Here is a 16,464-nt window from a genome sequence, read left to right as displayed (position 1 = left end):
CTAACAACTAAATCATGGCAATTTTAGGTTCGCTTATTAAAGGCATCATTGATATTTCAGATAAGGTAATACCGGAGTCTAATCCGTTAGATGAGCAGGAGGAAGTTTTAAAATCCTTGCTTAAAAAAGCTAAGAACACACAGTTTGGAAGCTTCTACGGTTTTGAAGCTATTTTAGAGTCAGAAAATCCGGCAAAGACTTTTGCTGAGGAAGTCCCGTTTTTTGATTATAACAGCTTAAATGAAGAATGGTGGTCTAAGTTGCACGATGGGGAAAGTGATGTTACTTGGCCGGGAATACCGCATTATTTTGCATTAAGCAGCGGTACCACCGGAAAAAGCAGTAAGCGCATCCCGGTGACTGATGAGATGGTTGATGCTATACGTATGGCAGGGATCAAACAGGTAGGAGCCTTGGCGCATTTTGATCTGGAACCCGATTTTTTTGAAAAGGAAATTATGATGCTGGGAAGTTCTACCAATCTACAAGAACGCGATGGTCACGAAGAAGGCGAAATTAGTGGAATAAGCGCGAGTAATATTCCATTTTGGTTTAGAGGCTATTACAAACCCGGAGAAGATATTGCAAAAATCGATGATTGGGATGAGCGTGTGCAGCATATTGCCGAGAAAGCCGAAGAATGGGATATTGGAGCCCTAAGCGGTATTCCAAGCTGGATTGAGCTGATGCTAGAGAAGGTGATTGAGCATCATAATTTAAATAATATTCACGAGATCTGGCCAAACTTGCAAGTGTACACCTCAGGTGGTGTGGCGTTTCAGCCTTATGAAAAGAGTTTCAATGCACTTCTAGGGAAACCCATCACCGTGATTGATACCTATTTGGCTTCCGAAGGCTTTATTGCTTTTCAAGCAAGACCTGAAACCGATGCGATGAAATTGGTAACTGATAACGGTATTTACTTTGAGTTTGTGCCTATGAACCCGGATTATATCAATCAAGACGGTTCTATAGTGCAAGATGCGCCTGTGGTGGGTCTGGCAAATGTAGAAGAAAATCAAGATTATATTTTAATTATTTCTACAGTTTCGGGAGCCTGGCGATATTTGATTGGGGACACCATTGCCTTTACTAACAAAGAACGCGCAGAAATTAAAATAACCGGGCGCACCAAGTTTTTCCTGAATACGGTAGGTTCGCAACTTTCAGTAAATAAGATGGAAGCTGCGGTGCAGGAACTTGAGGAACAATTTGATATTAAAATTCCGGAATTTACTATCGCGGCAAAACGCAATCCCGACGATGATGAGTTTTACCATTATTGGTATTTGGGAACCGAAACTTCAGTTTCTAATGAAGAACTGGCAGATGCTTTAGATAAAAGTTTGCAGGAAGCTAATAAGAATTACGGTGTCGCACGTAGCAAAGCGCTTAAAGGCGTTTTTGTAAACACGGTAAGTCCTGAAATTTTCTATGAATGGAGTGGCGCCAACAAGAAAAAAGGCGGTCAAGTAAAAATGGAAAAGGTAATGAATGAAGAAAAATTCGCCGAATGGGAAGCCTTTGTAAAAGAACACGCTTAAACTTCGAGTTCTTCTTCTAGATTTTTATTTTCATTGATTAATAGCATAATCTCTTCCGGAGAAAGGTAGAGGCGTTTGATACGCGCTTTATATTTTGCTGAAATGTGTGCGTGATTCAGGATAAAGTCTTTAGTGACTAAAATATACTTTCCCATACCGTGCGAGACGGCAAAGGTGTCTGCCGCACGTTCTGCTTCTCTGATGAATTTAGGGAAATACAAATATTTTAAGCCAAACCAAACCAGACCCAGACTGCTTCGGTTTTTATAATCCATAATATGACCCAGTTCGTGGCCAATCCATCCAATTAGAACATCAGAAGGAATATCAGTGATCTTGAACGATTCGGTTTCAATCTGAATTTTTTCACTTATAAACACAAAATATTTCCGCTTTGCACGCGGATTCAATAGAGAACTGAACGCTGGCTGCGCCTGCATCGTAGACTTTTTTATATCCTTCTTAAACCGAAACGCAATAGGTGTTTCTATAAGTTCGGGGTAATACGAGAGTGCCACTTTAATTTCTTGGGCAAGAATATCCGGTATTTCTTTATGTGTCAGTTCGGGATCGTTGTGCATAGAATGGTAAAGATAGTTATAGCGCAAGCCTTGGGCTGTTAATTAGTTTTTAAAATGCATTCCCGGTTAAATTTAGAATAAGGTTCATTTTGGGTACAACTGTTCTTGAACTTAAATCTTACTTTTGCAGTCCTTAAAAAAATACCGTCGTGCTATCAAATTATACTAAAGAATTTCGACAAAATTTAAAGATCGCTTACCCCGTTATGTTGGGGCAACTGGGACATATTCTTGTCGCTTTAGCCGATAATCTTATGGTTGGGCGTTTGGGTGCTGCCCAACTGGCAGCTGTTTCTTTGGGGAACAGCCTTATATTTATTGCACTCTCGCTAGGTATAGGTTTTTCATTTGCGATCACGCCTTTAGTTGCTGAAGCTGATGGAGCAAATGATACACAAACCGGACGTAATTATTTTCATCATGGGATCGTGATGTGTGCCTTAAATGGTATTTTACTTTTTGTTTTATTGCTGCTGGCCAAACCTATTTTGTACTATCTCGATCAGCCTGTTGAGGTTGTTGAGCTCGCCATCCCATATATGGATATTGTGGCGTTTTCATTGATTCCTTTGATGGTGTTTCAGGCATTTAAACAGTTTGCAGACGGCTTATCAAACACGCGTTATGCGATGTACGCTACTTTGGTTTCAAATGTGGTTAACGTACTTTTTAACTTTCTCCTCATCTACGGCTTCTGGATCTTCCCGCGTTTGGAGTTGGTGGGTGCCGCTTATGGAACCTTGATCTCGCGCTTCTTTATGCTATGGATGCTGTATTATATTTTAAGCCGAAAAAAGAAATTTCAACCGTATTTTGTGTGGACAAGACGCAAAGCGTTTCAGCTTCCTATTTTCAAAAAGCTTTTTGATCTAGGCTTTCCAACGGCAATGCAAATGTTGTTTGAAGTATCACTGTTTACTTCCTGTATTTTCTTATCTGGAATTTTAGGTACTAATGCTCAGGCTGCAAATCAGATCGCACTCAACCTTGCGGCGATGACGTTTATGATCGCAGTGGGACTCGGGGTTACCGCAACTATTAGAGTCGGGAATCAAAAAGGGAAAGCCGATTTTGAAAATATGCGGCGTATTGCATTCTCGCTGTTTTTGCAGGTATTTTTGATCGAAGCGGTTTTTGCCGTTGGGTTTATTCTACTCAAAGATATTCTGCCTACTTTTTATTTAGACAATGTTGAGGTGATCGTTCTCGCGGCTCAGTTGCTTATAGTTGCGGCACTTTTTCAATTGAGTGATGGTTTGCAGGTGGTGATTCTAGGCGCGTTGCGCGGACTGCAAGATGTGAATATCCCCACGTTTATTTGTTTTATCGCCTATTGGTTAATTGGCTTTCCGGTGGCTTGGTATTTTGGTCAGGAAGATCAGATGGCAAGTCAGGGAATATGGTATGGTTTGCTTGCGGGGCTTAGTGCTTCGGCGGTGTTGTTGTATATTCGTTTTATTTATTTAAGCCGAAAACTAATCCATCAAGTTTCCGAAGGAAAAACTACAGCAGGCTAATTATGAACGAACTCCTCACAGACCAAATTTTTGAAAATCACAATTTTGCCGATAATCCACTTGTAGCAGATTTTGAAGATTGCGTATTCAAAAGTTGTGTTTTTGCAAAAGCCAATCTTTCAAAGCTTACATTTACCAATTGTGCGTTTGAAAATTGTGATTGGAGCGCTGCGAAACTAGTACAGACGGCCTTTCAGGAATGCGAATTTTCATCGTGTAAAATGCTGGGGATTGCCTTTGAAGCGTGCAATACTTTTTTATTTCAGATCTATTGTGCGCAATGCACGCTTGATTTTAGTAGTTTTTATCAAGTTGATTTGAGTTCGTCTCAGTTCAGCCAATGTCAACTAAAAGAAGCTGATTTTACTGAAGCCAATCTTTCGGGGGTATTTCTTGACGAATGCAATCTTGCAGGAGCTACATTTGACCAAACCAATCTGGAAAAAACCGATTTTTCTTCCGCGGTACATTATGAACTCAATCCTGATGAAAATAAAATACGCGGGGCGATCTTCAGCAAAGAAGGTTTAGCAGGATTACTCAGTAGTTACCACATTAAAATTGTTTGATCTTGAACCCGGAAAGCCTTATCGAACTTGCCTATTATAAAATGCCGTTTGGTAAATACCAAGACCGGTATTTGGTAGAAATTCCCGAGTATTATTTCACTTGGTTTAAGCAAAATGGCTTTCCTGAAGGGAAACTGGGTTTTATGATGCAGCAAATGCACGAGATTAAAATCAATGGATTAGAAGAGCTTATTTTTAAAATCAAACGACAATACCCAGCGCCTCAGCCTAAAAGAAAACCTTAAAAATTATCCTAAAATCCGCTTAAAAGGTTCGTCAATAAATCGCTATCTTTGCATCCCGTAGACGCGCTCTTCATGTTAAAAAGAGCTTAAAAAATAATCAGGATACAGATGGCAGATACAAAGTACATCTTCGTCACGGGCGGGGTTTCTTCTTCATTAGGTAAAGGTATAATCGCAGCTTCATTGGCTAAATTACTTCAGGCTAGAGGCTATAGCGTGACTATTCAAAAATTAGACCCATACATTAATGTTGACCCGGGAACACTTAACCCTTATGAGCACGGAGAATGCTATGTTACCGATGATGGTGCAGAAACCGACTTAGATTTAGGGCATTACGAGCGCTTTTTAAATGTAAATACTTCGCAGGCAAATAACGTGACCACCGGTCGTATTTATCAAAGCGTTATTGAAAAAGAGCGCCGTGGTGAATTTTTAGGTAAAACCGTTCAGGTGGTGCCGCATATTACCAATGAAATTAAAGAGCGTATCAAACATCTTGGGAATACCGGAGATTATGATATTGTGATCACTGAAATTGGCGGGACCGTTGGGGATATTGAGTCGTTACCGTATATCGAATCGGTACGTCAGTTAAAATGGGAATTAGGTGATGAGAATGCTTTGGTTATTCATTTAACGCTAGTTCCTTACCTATCAGCTGCGGGTGAATTAAAAACTAAACCTACGCAACACTCGGTAAAAACCTTGATGGAAAGTGGAATCAAAGCTGATATTCTGGTTTGTCGTACTGAGCACGAATTGAGCGATGATCTTCGTGAGAAATTGGCTTTGTTTTGTAATGTGCGCAAAGAGGCGGTGATTCAGTCTATTGATGCATCAACGATTTATGATGTGCCTAACTTGATGTTAGAAGAAGGGCTTGATACCATCACGCTTCAGAAGCTTAGCTTATCTCAGGAGAATGAGCCGGAACTTATCCGCTGGAATGAATTCTTACGCAGACATAAAAACCCAAAGGCAGAAGTAACTATTGGTCTTATTGGTAAATACGTTGAGCTTCAGGATTCTTATAAATCAATTCTTGAGGCGTTCATTCACGCCGGTGCTGAAAACGAAGTGAAAGTACGCGTAGAGCCTATTCATTCTGAATTTATTTCGCAGGATGTGATTCAGAATAAAATTTCTAAACTCGACGGTTTGCTCGTTGCTCCTGGTTTTGGTGAGCGTGGTATCGAAGGAAAGATCAAAGCGGTGCAATATGCCCGTGAACATAAAATTCCGTTTTTAGGAATTTGCTTAGGAATGCAAATGGCAGTTATTGAATTCTCGCGCAACGTCGCAGGATTAAAAGATGCCAATTCTACCGAAATGCAAAAAGACACTTCGGCTCCTGTAATTTCGCTGATGGAAGATCAAAAAGACCTAAAGCATATGGGCGGAACGATGCGTTTAGGTGCTTGGGATTGCAAACTGGCTGCTGGTAGTATTGTTGCTGATGTTTATGATGCAGAAATGATCACCGAGCGTCACCGTCACCGTTACGAATTCAACGATTCTTATAGAGAAACGCTTGAAAAAGCCGGACTTAAAATCACCGGGACCAACCCAAAAACGGGCTTGGTAGAGATCATTGAGATGGAAGATCATCCTTGGTTTGTGGGCGTACAATACCATCCTGAATATAAGAGTACTGTGGCGAATCCACATCCGCTTTTTGTGGCGTATGTTCAGGCTGCAGTAAAATACAGTCAATCAAAAAGTTCCGACAATGTGGCACATAACTAATCTATGGGATTGTTATTGCTTCTAGCCACTCAAGCATTTTAGCCGGGTTTCCCGTAAACTAAATTACACACGAATACAATTAGGCGTAAGCCTCGATGATTATGGAAGAAAAGAAATTTGACAAACAGTCAATGATTGGGTTCCTTTTAATAGGAGCTATTTTATTATTTATGCTTTGGCAAAACCAGCCTTCTGAAGAAGAGCTCGCTGCGCAGAAAGCACAAGAAGAGCAAGTGGAAGCTCAGGAAGCAGCTGCAGCAAAAGCATCACAAACCGATGCTGTGGTTGAAAGCACCACGCCGCAAAATGATTCTTTGGCCTTGGAGCGCTACAAAGCTACTTTAGGGAGTTTTGCGTACTCAGCAACTTTACCTTCAGCGACAGACGATGTTACCGAACTGGAGAATGATGTGCTAGCGCTTAAAGTGAGCAATAAAGGTGGTTTTATTACCGAAGCGCGTTTGAAGAATTTTAAAAGTTATGATTCGGTTCCTGTTTATCTCATTAAAGATGGAAACAGCAGATTTAATTTGACTTTCAGTACCACTGACAACCGCACGTTGAATAGTGAGAACCTGTACTTTGAACCTTCGTTATCGAAAGAAGGAGAGAATCAAGTACTTTCTATGAAGCTCAAAGTTTCTGATTCAGAATATTTAGAATACCGTTATACATTGAAGCCAGACGATTATATGATGGGCTTCGGTATAAAAACTGTTGGTTTACAAAATGTGGTTAATACCTCGCAGCCTATCAATTTAGATTGGCAATTGAAGGGCTATCGTCACGCTAAAAGTATTACCTATGAAAACCGTTACACACGCCTAACCTATGAATATGAGGAAGGCGATCACGATAAATTAAGCCAGACCGGTGACGATGATGCGATCGAGACCAATGTAGACTGGTTTAACTTCAGACAGCATTTCTTCAGTTCTATTTTATTAACCGATCAGCCTTTTGACGAAGTGCGTTTTTCTTCTAAAAACCTGGTTGAAGATGAAGAAGTGGATACCGTATATACCAAGCAGTATGCTGCAAATATGCAACTGAAGCCGGTAAATGGTGAGCTTAATTATGCGATGGACTTTTATTATGGTCCTACCGATTACCAGATCTTAAACAACTACGATCGTGATATTGATGAAGCAATGCCGCTAGGTTGGGGTATTTTTGGTGTGATCAATAAATACTTGATCATTCCGTTCTTTAATTTCTTGATCGCGTATTTCCCTGCAGGAATCGCTATTATTTTATTGACGATCTCCATCAAATTATTACTTTCTCCGGTACAGTATAAGCAGTACTTGTCTCAAGGGAAGATGAAGGTGTTAAGACCGGAGATCAATGAGATTAATGAGAAGTATGCAGATAACCCGATGAAAAAGCAGCAAGAAACGATGAAGCTGTATAGTAAAGCCGGTGCCAGCCCATTGAGTGGGTGTATTCCCGGATTGCTTCAGATTCCTGTGTTTTATGCGTTGTTTACCTTTTTCCCTTCGGCATTTGCATTAAGACATAAGAGCTTCCTTTGGGCAGATGATTTATCTAGCTATGATAAAATTGCAGACTTACCGTTCCATATTCCGTTTTACGGAGATCACGTGAGCTTATTCCCGATTTTAGCGTCTATTGCGATCTTTATTTATATGACAATGACCACCGGTCAAAGTATGCAGCAAGCGCAGCAACCGGGAATGCCTAATATGAAATTCTTGATGTATCTGTCGCCAATTATGATGTTGTTTTTCTTCAACAACTATGCGAGTGGATTGAGTTTGTACTATTTTATTTCAAACCTGATCACCATCGGAATTATGCTTGTGATCAAGAATTTTATTTTAGATGAAGATAAAATTCACGCGAAGATCGCTACAGCTAAGGCAAAGCCGAAAAAGAAAAGTAAATTCTCTCAGAAGTTCTCTGAGATGATGGAGCAAGCTGAAAAACAGCAACGCAATAAGTAATCTTTTTTGTCCCAACTTAAATAGAAAAACCCTTCAAGAATTCTTGAAGGGTTTTTTGTTGCAATTTTTTTTTCAATGGCTTATAAGCCCGGAAGCAAAACGGTATCAATAGCGTGGACCACTCCGTTAGAAGCTTGTACATCAGTTACTACGATAGTACTCACTCTTCCGTTAGCATCTGTAAGCGTAGCATTAGAAGCATCTACTTCTATAGCACCACCTAAAGTAGTTACTGTTCCTGTAGTAAGATCTTCAGCTCTTACATTAGCTCCGTTCACCACGTGTAATGAAAGCGCTGCGGCAAGTACGCTCGTATCTAGATCACCAAAGCCTGAAATTTCAAGCTCTGCTAATAGATCTGCAAAAGCATCGTTAGTTGGAGCGAAAACGGTAAAGGTTCCTGCAGAAGTAAGCGTATTTACAAAAGAGAAAGACGCATCTGCTGTTAGTGCTGTTTCTAATTGTGTAAAAGTAGGATCAGCCACTGCAAAAGTAGCAACGGTAGGCAATGCGATCACGGCGTCTACAGTATGCACAATTCCATTAGAGAATTCAAAGTCTGTTGCGGTTACATTAGCACCACCCTCAAGTTCAGAACCTCCATTAATGGTAACAACATCGCTGTCTACATTGATATACATGCTTAGATTTGCATCTGTATCTGCATAGGTAGCCAAGTTATTTACATACCCGGTCGCCAAACTGCTCGCACGTGCTTCTACTGCTAAAACGTGATTCAATAAGATTTGCGTCAAATCTTCTACCGGAACATCTGCAACGGCAGTTCCGCCCAAATACGCTTCAAATGCAGCGTTATTCGGAGCAAACACTGTATAAGCTCCTTCTGCATCAAGCGTAGCAGTAAGACCGGTGCGGTCTAGTGCTTCTGCTAAAGAAGAATAATCTTCTTCACTTGCGACAAAATCTGCAATAGTTTCAGATTCTTCAGTGATCATCCCGGCATCATCGTCATCGCTACACGATGTAAACCCCGCTAGTAGTGCGGTAAACAGGATTAATTGGATTTTTGTTGTTAACTTTTTCATAGGATTTGATTTTTGATTTTTGGTAAAAATAGAAGTTGTTCACACTCATAATGTTTAATAGATAGTTAAAAAGATTAAACAAAAACTTATATTTTTATATATGAGCTTCGATGTGGCCAAGCAGGAAAACTCTTTTAAACTTTCGTAATTTTGCACCATAGAATTCGACTTAGCATTCAAATTAAACAGTATGAAAACCGTAGTTGTAGGTCTTAGTGGTGGAGTAGATAGTAGTGTTTCTGCCTATTTGCTAAAGGAAGCCGGATATAATGTTATTGGCCTTTTTATGAAGAATTGGCATGATGATTCGGTGACTATTTCAGATGAATGTCCATGGCTTGATGACAGCAACGATGCAATGTTAGTCGCCGAAAAACTAGGTATTCCTTTTCAAACGGTGGATTTAAGCGAGCAGTATAAAGAGCGTATTGTAGACTATATGTTTCGGGAATATGAGATGGGCCGCACCCCTAATCCTGATGTGCTGTGCAATCGGGAGATCAAGTTTGATGTTTTTATGAAAATCGCTTTAGAATTGGGCGCAGACTTTGTTGCTACAGGACATTATTGTCAGCGTGGTGAGACAGAGGTTGATGGCAAATCGGTTTATCAATTGCTTGCCGGCGCCGATGCTAACAAAGATCAGTCCTATTTTTTATGCCAGTTATCTCAAGAGCAGTTGTCTAAAACTTTATTTCCTATTGGGCATTTGCAAAAGAGCGAAGTGCGTAAGATAGCAAAGGAACAAGATTTGGTCACTGCAGAGAAGAAAGACTCTCAAGGCTTATGTTTTATAGGAAAAGTGCGTTTGCCAGATTTTCTTCAGCAGCAATTGAAGCCTAAAGAAGGTGTGATCGTTGAAATTTCAGCAGCACGCGCCCAGGAAAAAATTGAAGATTTATACGAAAGTAGTGCTGCAGATGTGGCTGTAGAAGATGTTACCATTTTAGCTAAAAAGCCAAAATACAGCTTAACCGATGGAAAAATCGTTGGAAAGCATCAAGGCGCACATTACTTTACAAAAGGACAGCGCAAGGGACTCGCAGTAGGCGGGACTCCTGAGCCACTTTTTGTTATTGATACTGATGTTGAGGAAAATATCATTTATACCGGGCAAGGTAAAGAGCATCCGGGATTATTGCGCAAGGCACTTTTTGTACAGGAAAGTGAAGTGCATTATATTAGAGAAGACCTCAAGCTAGCAGAAGGTGAAGTTAGAGCGACAAAAGCACGTATACGTTACCGCCAGCCGCTAGAAAATGCGTGGTTGCACAAAGTGGAAAACGGTCTGTTTGTTTCGTTTGAAAATCCGCAAGCTGCGATTAGCGAAGGGCAATTTGTTGCTTGGTACGATGGCGCAGAATGTTTAGGCAGCGGTGTAATCTCATAAAGCTTTATTTTGAATAGAATAACAGCACTTTTTGATATTGAATATCCATTAATTCAAGCAGGAATGGTCTGGAATAGTGGCTGGGAACTCGCCAGCGCTGTGAGTAATGCCGGGGGGTTGGGACTTCTTGGTGCAGGTTCTATGTATCCTGAAGTGTTACGCGAGCATATTCAAAAATGCAAAGCGGCTACCACAAAACATTTTGGTGTCAACGTACCACTGCTATATCCTGATATCGATAAATTAATGCAAATCATTATCGAGGAAGGAGTACAAATCGTCTTCACCAGTGCCGGAAACCCTAAAACCTGGACTTCACATCTCAAGAAACACGGTATAAAAGTCGTGCACGTAGTAAGCAGTGTAAAGTTTGCTTTGAAAGCGCAAGAAGCAGGTGTGGATGCCGTGGTTGCTGAAGGCTTTGAAGCAGGAGGCCATAACGGTCGGGAGGAGACGACGACCTTCGCGTTGATTCCCATGGTGAAAGAGCAACTTGATATTCCTTTAATTGCTGCCGGCGGTATTGCTACCGGAAAAGGGATGCTCGCTGCGATGATTTTGGGAGCAGATGGTGTGCAGATCGGCAGCAGGTTTGTAGCTACGCCCGAAGCCAGCAGTCATCAAGCATTTAAAGATCTGGTGGTGGAGGCCAAAGAAGGCGCTACCGAACTTACACTAAAAGAGCTTGCTCCCGTAAGATTACTTAAAAATAAGTTCTATACTGATGTGAAGCGTCTTTATGAAACTACGCCGACTAAAGAGCAACTTAGTGATCTACTAGGCCGAGGAAGAGCTAAAAAAGGAATGTTCGAGGGTGATCTTGAAGAAGGCGAACTCGAAATCGGTCAAATCGCCGGACTCATTCACGAGATCAAACCTGCGGCAGCCGTCGTACACGAGATCATTTCAGAATTTCAGGCAACAAAACTCCCTGAGTTGTAAACATAGAAAAGGGCGCTATGAGCGCCCTTTTTACTTTTTAATCAGTTCTTATTATACCGTTTCTTGCGACCAAGTCATCGATTCAAAAATCTCTTGAATCATCGCCTTATATTCAGCATCTGAATCACCCTTAACCGCCATTGAAAAGTCGGCATATACGGGCTGTGAATCTCCGGAAGCATTTAATTGAATCAAGTAATGATCTACCTGCGCTGAACCAATACTATTCAATGCTCGATAAGAATACACCTCGTATTCTCCCATTTTCTCTGGGGTGTTGTTTTCAATTTTTTGCTCTAAAGCTTCATCGTTGCTCATTGTCATAGAAACGATGAATCCGTCAGTTAGACCACCGTAAAAGGAGTTGTCTTCGCCGGTGTATCTAATGATCATTTGTGTACCTGATCCTTCTACCGAAGCTCGCTCGGGATGTAAAAAGCTCAACTTCCAACCTTCCATAAGGCTCGGACTTTTATAAACTTCGTACCCTTCAGGAACTACTTCTTCAGCAGGTGGCTGCGGTTTAATAAGTTCGGTTTCTGCAGGTTTATTTTCAGCTAGATCTTTTTTAGTTGTTTGCGTATTACACGCCAAAATCGCTAACGAAAAAATAGCTGTTCCTGTATATATCAATAAATGTTTCATCTTTTTAGATTTTAATGTTTAGAGCTAAACTAGGGCTATATTCCACAGCCTAATGCTTAAGAAGTATTAAAAAAATTCAGGTTTTGTTAAGCTCTGTTAAGTGAAAATTCTAAAAATTCACATAATTTAAAGCACTAATGTGTTGATTAACAGAGGAGTGTTTGATGTGCTTAATAAAAGCGGTTATGAATGTTAAATGTGTAAAAAGAAGACTACGCGCGTTCTGGTAAAATCTGTTTTTTTAGCTGAAGTAGACTTTTTCCTGATTGAGCCTTTACAAACTTATGCAGGTGACTTTCATCAGTAAACCCGAAATCAAGACTGAGTTGTTTGGTGCTCAAGTGACCGTGTTTTAGACGCTGTTTTAATAGGTTGAAGCGATAATCCTGAATGTACTTTTTAAGCGAAGCTCCAATGTTCTTTTTAAACAGGATGCCGATGTAATTTGGTGAATAGTGAAAATGCTGCGCGATCTGCTTTTGAGAAACACTTTTAGGATCGTAAATGTTGAGCTCAATATATTCCAGCAAAGCTTCGGTGATATCTGAGTCGGCTCTTCGTTGTTGCTTTTTATCGCAATTCGGCCCATTTCTATTCAATACCAATAAAATGGCTTTAAAGTGATGATTGACCAGCTTTTTGCTTAAAAGTGCATTACGTTCATATTCGGTTACAATGAGCTTAAACAGATCGTCAACAATACTAACGTCCTCTTTGTTTCTCAGTAAATTCCGTTTTCTACTCCATTTTTTACTCAATAATTTATCAATATGTTGATTCCATACCGCCGGATTTTCGCCATCAAAGGTGTCAAAGTAGAGTTTGGTAAACTTAAAATAGACAAAGTTTGTCGTCTCTTCAATAATGAATTCGTGTTCGTCTTCGGGTCCTAGTAAATAGAGGTGTCCGGGCTCGTAAGGTACTAAACTATTGTTGAGATGGTGAATGCCGCTGCCAGACCTGATGAAGATCACTTCATAATGATTGTGGTTATGCAACGGATGCTCCCAAACATCAGTAGTAAAGTCGTCAACGATTAATCTGTTAAACTGAGTATAACGTTTCATAATGTAAAATTACAGTTTAATCATTTGTTTTTACAAGAAAGTTGAAGTCGTTCTGTTGTTATTTCGTAGAAAAGAAAAACAGCTAATGCTTAAAACAGAAGAACTGTCCAAAACAGCAGGACTTCAATATAGCCTTAACCCACCTCACAGTTATGACTAAGAAACAAGCAGCCTATACGTTGGCGCGATTGCCTATCGGGTTTAGTTTTCTAGGACACGGTTTTATACGTATCCCTAAACTCACGACTTTTGCCCAAGGTATGACCAACTCCTTTGCCGAAACCTATTTGCCGGTTGAACTCGTTAAGCCTTTCGCCCTTATACTTCCATTTGTCGAGTTGTTATTGGGAATAGCGCTTATCATTGGTTTTAAAGCAAAGGAGACTGCTGCTATAAGTATTGTTTTGGTGTGTGTCCTCATTTTTGGAAGCTCGTTTCAAGAAAATTGGTCGGCGGTTGCGATTCAACTCTTTTACGGGTTGTACCTCGCAATCCTCTTCTTGTTTTCAGAACACAATCAAGGCGTTTTAAGCAAAAGCAACTAACAACAAAAAAAAGCTATGGATTTACAGTTAAAAGGAAAATCTGCATTGGTAACCGGTTCTACTGCCGGAATAGGAAAAGCCATTGCCAAAGGTCTGGCGCAAGAAGGTGCGCACGTAATTATCAATGGAAGAAAAGCCAAGGATATCGCAGAAGTAATTAAAGACTTGAAGAAAGAAACCGGAAACGAAGAAATTACAGGCATCGTTGCCGACTTCGCAAAAAAGGAGCACATTGATCATCTACTAGAGGAGATTCCTGATGTAGATATTCTCGTGAATAATGTGGGGATTTTTAATCAGGTTGATTTTGAGAATATCACAGACGACGAATGGTTTGAGATGTTTGAAGTGAATGTGATGAGTGGCGTACGTCTCGCGCGTCATTATTTCCCTAAAATGTTGAAGAAAAATGAAGGCCGAATTATTTTCATCTCAAGTGAATCTGCGCTGAATATTCCAACCGAAATGGTACACTACGGCTTTAGTAAAACCGCCCAACTTGCGATCTCAAGAGGTTTAGCAAGGCTGAGTAAGGGAACTAATGTGACCGTAAACAGTGTATTGCCGGGACCAACAATGAGTAGAGCGAATGCCAATGATCTCGAGGAAACCGCCAAAGAACAGGATACTTCAGTAGAAAAAGTTGTTGAAGCGTTTTTTGAAGAGCGCAGACCTACTTCGCTCATTCAACGATTTGCAGAGACAGAAGAGGTAGCTAATATGGTCGTATATGTTGCGAGTCCGCTTTCAGCAGCCACAAATGGGGCAGCATTACGTGTAGATGGTGGTGTGGCTAATTATATAGTATAGTGATGCGAACTAAGATCACAGTAGCGATTGCCATCCTTTTTGGAGTATTATCTCGGGCGCAGGAAATAAAGACAATTAAGGTCGAAAACAACTTGTATATGGTGGGCGACCGTACCTTTTCTTGCTTTTATGTGACTGATGATCAAGTTGTGGTTATAGATCCTTTAGATGCACGACATGCTGAAGCTACAATGAAGGCTATTAATAAAGTGACGGACTTGCCGGTTAAAACAGTGTTTTACAGTCATAATCATTGGGATCATATCAGCGGAGCTCAAATTTTTAAAGCGGAAGGTGCAACGATCATTAGTCACGAAAAAGCGGCAGAAACGATTACGCCCAATCCGGATGTCTTGATGCCTGATCAAACTTGGACGGGAAGCAATACCATTTATTCCATTGGAAATAAGCAAATCGAGTTATTTTTCTACGGAAGAAATCACGGAGACGGAATGACCGTATTTAGGTTTCCTGAGCATAACATCGTCTTTACCATTGACCTTGTGGTGCCAGATCGTGTGCTTTATGCGTATCTCCCTGACGCTGATCCTAAAAACTGGGTGGCATCGCTAAAAGAGATTCAGCAATTGGATTTTGATACTTTATTGATGTCGCACGTGCGTGCCATAGGTACGCGCGAAGATCTAACGTTGATGCAAAACTACTTTGATGATTTATATGCCGCAGTTCAAACAGAGCTGGATAACGGGACTAATCTGTTTAAGATTCCAAATAAGGTTGAGTTGCCAAAATACAAACATTGGAAAAATTATGAAGAATGGCTACCCATGAACGTGTGGCGCATTCTTATGGAAAAATCAATAGGACAATAATTAGAAAATAAAAAGCAATGAAAAAGATACAAATAGGAACCACCGATTTACACGTAGCACCTATTAATTTAGGAGGAAATGTTTTTGGCTGGACCTTAGATGAAAAACAATCATTTGAAATTCTGGATGCCTTTGTAGATCAAGGTTTCAACTTTATTGATACCGCAGATATGTACTCGTATTGGGTAGATGGAAAAGATGGCGGTCAGTCTGAAACCATATTAGGTACATGGATGAAATCTCGCGGAAACAGAGATCAAATCATAATGGCGACTAAAGTAGGAGGAGAAACCGGAACACATCCTGTTGACACCACTAAGAAACATATTCTGGAAGCGGTTGACAAATCATTAAAGCGCTTACAAACAGATTATATTGATTTGTATTACACGCATTTTGATGATGAAAAAACTCCGGTAGAAGAAACGCTTGAGGCATACGATGAAATCATAAAAGCCGGAAAGGTGCGTCATATTGCGGCTTCAAATATTTCACCAGAACGATTAGAAGCTTCCTTTGCTGCTTCAGAAAAAAATAATCTGCCTAAGTATCAAGCCTTGCAACCGCACTATAATATGGTAGAGCGAGAAGGCTACGAGAGCAACTATGCACCTTTGGCCGAAAAATATAACCTTACGGTATTTCCGTATTGGTCATTAGCCGCTGGCTTTTTAACCGGTAAATACCGTTCTGAGGACGATCTGAATAAGAGCGTACGCGGAGATAGTGTAAAAAAATATCTAGATAAGAAGGGACTTGCAGTTTTAAAAGCCTTAGATCAAGTTTCTGAAAAGCATAACACATCTCAAGCGACCGTCTCCTTGGCTTGGTTGATGGCGCAACCGCATATAGGCGCTCCTATTGCCAGCGCGACGAGTGAAAAGCAATTGAAGACTATTTTTGAAGCACCAAAATTAAAATTCGATTCTGAAGATCTTGCTGTTTTAAACACAGCGAGTAAGTAAGTTTAGTTAGTTGTTTTGATTTTAAAAAGGGGAACTTTAAACTAAAGTT

At 40.4% G+C, this 16,464-nt stretch carries 16 protein-coding genes; 12 read left to right on the top strand and 4 right to left on the bottom strand.

Annotated elements, in window-relative coordinates:
• Positions 1-14 precede the first annotated feature (14 nt).
• Positions 15-1,544, top strand: a complete 1,530-nt coding sequence (locus tag HCN54_RS11345) for a GH3 auxin-responsive promoter family protein (RefSeq protein WP_167597879.1) — start codon at positions 15-17, stop codon at positions 1,542-1,544.
• On the opposite strand, the gene HCN54_RS11340 is transcribed toward HCN54_RS11345, so the two are convergent.
• Complete coding sequence (locus HCN54_RS11340) at positions 1,541-2,125, bottom strand: hypothetical protein (RefSeq protein WP_167598897.1); 585 nt, start codon at positions 2,123-2,125, stop codon at positions 1,541-1,543. The two genes, HCN54_RS11345 and HCN54_RS11340, sit on opposite strands and share 4 nt — an antisense overlap.
• 206 nt (positions 2,126-2,331) lie before the next feature.
• On the opposite strand from HCN54_RS11340, the gene HCN54_RS11335 reads away from it, so the two are divergent.
• The 5 genes from HCN54_RS11335 (at position 2,332) to yidC (ending at position 8,172) form a co-directional block, all read left to right on the top strand.
• Positions 2,332-3,642, top strand: coding sequence for an MATE family efflux transporter (locus HCN54_RS11335; protein ID WP_167598896.1), 1,311 nt, complete (start codon positions 2,332-2,334; stop codon positions 3,640-3,642).
• 2 nt (positions 3,643-3,644) lie between these two features.
• Positions 3,645-4,211: a pentapeptide repeat-containing protein gene (locus HCN54_RS11330; protein WP_167597878.1), complete on the top strand. Its 567-nt coding sequence runs from the start codon at positions 3,645-3,647 to the stop codon at positions 4,209-4,211.
• A gap of 2 nt (positions 4,212-4,213) precedes the next feature.
• On the top strand, positions 4,214-4,456 hold the full coding sequence (locus tag HCN54_RS11325) for a DUF3820 family protein (RefSeq protein ID WP_240924869.1): 243 nt from the start codon (positions 4,214-4,216) through the stop codon (positions 4,454-4,456).
• Between the two features lie 108 nt (positions 4,457-4,564).
• Positions 4,565-6,205 carry a CTP synthase gene (locus HCN54_RS11320; RefSeq protein WP_072983701.1) on the top strand — a complete coding sequence of 547 codons (1,641 nt, stop codon included), beginning with the start codon at positions 4,565-4,567 and terminating at the stop codon, positions 6,203-6,205.
• A gap of 101 nt (positions 6,206-6,306) precedes the next feature.
• Positions 6,307-8,172: a membrane protein insertase YidC gene (gene yidC, locus HCN54_RS11315; protein ID WP_167597876.1), complete on the top strand. Its 1,866-nt coding sequence runs from the start codon at positions 6,307-6,309 to the stop codon at positions 8,170-8,172.
• Between the two features lie 80 nt (positions 8,173-8,252).
• Here yidC and HCN54_RS11310 read toward each other — a convergent pair whose 3' ends face one another.
• Positions 8,253-9,218, bottom strand: coding sequence for a fasciclin domain-containing protein (locus tag HCN54_RS11310; RefSeq protein WP_167597875.1), 966 nt, complete (start codon positions 9,216-9,218; stop codon positions 8,253-8,255).
• Between the two features lie 190 nt (positions 9,219-9,408).
• Between HCN54_RS11310 and mnmA the strand changes: the two genes are divergently transcribed.
• Together mnmA and HCN54_RS11300 are read left to right on the top strand one after the other, a co-directional pair.
• Complete coding sequence (gene mnmA, locus HCN54_RS11305) at positions 9,409-10,608, top strand: tRNA 2-thiouridine(34) synthase MnmA (RefSeq protein WP_167597874.1); 1,200 nt, start codon at positions 9,409-9,411, stop codon at positions 10,606-10,608.
• A 6-nt stretch (positions 10,609-10,614) separates the two neighbouring features.
• Positions 10,615-11,550: an NAD(P)H-dependent flavin oxidoreductase gene (locus tag HCN54_RS11300; RefSeq protein ID WP_167598895.1), complete on the top strand. Its 936-nt coding sequence runs from the start codon at positions 10,615-10,617 to the stop codon at positions 11,548-11,550.
• Positions 11,551-11,601: 51 nt separating this feature from the next.
• Here the strand turns inward: HCN54_RS11300 and HCN54_RS11295 are convergent, their stop codons facing one another.
• On the bottom strand, positions 11,602-12,195 hold the full coding sequence (locus tag HCN54_RS11295) for a hypothetical protein (protein ID WP_167597873.1): 594 nt from the start codon (positions 12,193-12,195) through the stop codon (positions 11,602-11,604).
• Between the two features lie 212 nt (positions 12,196-12,407).
• Positions 12,408-13,262 carry an AraC family transcriptional regulator gene (locus HCN54_RS11290; RefSeq protein ID WP_167597872.1) on the bottom strand — a complete coding sequence of 285 codons (855 nt, stop codon included), beginning with the start codon at positions 13,260-13,262 and terminating at the stop codon, positions 12,408-12,410.
• 152 nt (positions 13,263-13,414) lie between these two features.
• Between HCN54_RS11290 and HCN54_RS11285 the strand changes: the two genes are divergently transcribed.
• Genes HCN54_RS11285 through HCN54_RS11270 form a run of 4 tightly spaced genes read left to right on the top strand, consistent with a single transcriptional unit; the run spans position 13,415 to position 16,415 of the window.
• Positions 13,415-13,807: a DoxX family protein gene (locus HCN54_RS11285; protein ID WP_167597871.1), complete on the top strand. Its 393-nt coding sequence runs from the start codon at positions 13,415-13,417 to the stop codon at positions 13,805-13,807.
• Positions 13,808-13,822: 15 nt separating this feature from the next.
• Positions 13,823-14,617: an SDR family NAD(P)-dependent oxidoreductase gene (locus HCN54_RS11280; RefSeq protein WP_072983712.1), complete on the top strand. Its 795-nt coding sequence runs from the start codon at positions 13,823-13,825 to the stop codon at positions 14,615-14,617.
• 2 nt (positions 14,618-14,619) lie between these two features.
• Entirely contained in the window at positions 14,620-15,450 is an 831-nt protein-coding gene (locus tag HCN54_RS11275) for an MBL fold metallo-hydrolase (RefSeq protein ID WP_167597870.1), read from the top strand.
• 17 nt (positions 15,451-15,467) lie between these two features.
• Positions 15,468-16,415: an aldo/keto reductase gene (locus tag HCN54_RS11270; protein ID WP_167597869.1), complete on the top strand. Its 948-nt coding sequence runs from the start codon at positions 15,468-15,470 to the stop codon at positions 16,413-16,415.
• Positions 16,416-16,464 lie beyond the last annotated feature (49 nt).

This window comes from Leeuwenhoekiella sp. ZYFB001, from assembly GCF_011784865.1.
Classification (GTDB): domain Bacteria; phylum Bacteroidota; class Bacteroidia; order Flavobacteriales; family Flavobacteriaceae; genus Leeuwenhoekiella; species Leeuwenhoekiella palythoae.
The sequence above is the reverse complement of the archived record's forward strand: the minus strand, read 5'-3'. Positions and strand labels throughout refer to the sequence as shown.

Bases quoted from the DNA above. Each gene is read 5' to 3' on its own strand.
- HCN54_RS11340 (WP_167598897.1), bottom strand. From the start codon at position 2,125: ATGCACAACGATCCCGAACTGACACATAAAGAAATACCGGATATTCTT.
- HCN54_RS11310 (WP_167597875.1), bottom strand. From the start codon at position 9,218: ATGAAAAAGTTAACAACAAAAATCCAATTAATCCTGTTTACCGCACTA.
- HCN54_RS11275 (WP_167597870.1), top strand. From the start codon at position 14,620: ATGCGAACTAAGATCACAGTAGCGATTGCCATCCTTTTTGGAGTATTA.
- HCN54_RS11345 (WP_167597879.1), top strand. From the start codon at position 15: ATGGCAATTTTAGGTTCGCTTATTAAAGGCATCATTGATATTTCAGAT.
- yidC (WP_167597876.1), top strand. From the start codon at position 6,307: ATGGAAGAAAAGAAATTTGACAAACAGTCAATGATTGGGTTCCTTTTA.
- HCN54_RS11320 (WP_072983701.1), top strand. From the start codon at position 4,565: ATGGCAGATACAAAGTACATCTTCGTCACGGGCGGGGTTTCTTCTTCA.
- HCN54_RS11270 (WP_167597869.1), top strand. From the start codon at position 15,468: ATGAAAAAGATACAAATAGGAACCACCGATTTACACGTAGCACCTATT.
- HCN54_RS11335 (WP_167598896.1), top strand. From the start codon at position 2,332: ATGTTGGGGCAACTGGGACATATTCTTGTCGCTTTAGCCGATAATCTT.
- HCN54_RS11280 (WP_072983712.1), top strand. From the start codon at position 13,823: ATGGATTTACAGTTAAAAGGAAAATCTGCATTGGTAACCGGTTCTACT.
- HCN54_RS11330 (WP_167597878.1), top strand. From the start codon at position 3,645: ATGAACGAACTCCTCACAGACCAAATTTTTGAAAATCACAATTTTGCC.
- HCN54_RS11295 (WP_167597873.1), bottom strand. From the start codon at position 12,195: ATGAAACATTTATTGATATATACAGGAACAGCTATTTTTTCGTTAGCG.
- mnmA (WP_167597874.1), top strand. From the start codon at position 9,409: ATGAAAACCGTAGTTGTAGGTCTTAGTGGTGGAGTAGATAGTAGTGTT.
- HCN54_RS11290 (WP_167597872.1), bottom strand. From the start codon at position 13,262: ATGAAACGTTATACTCAGTTTAACAGATTAATCGTTGACGACTTTACT.
- HCN54_RS11285 (WP_167597871.1), top strand. From the start codon at position 13,415: ATGACTAAGAAACAAGCAGCCTATACGTTGGCGCGATTGCCTATCGGG.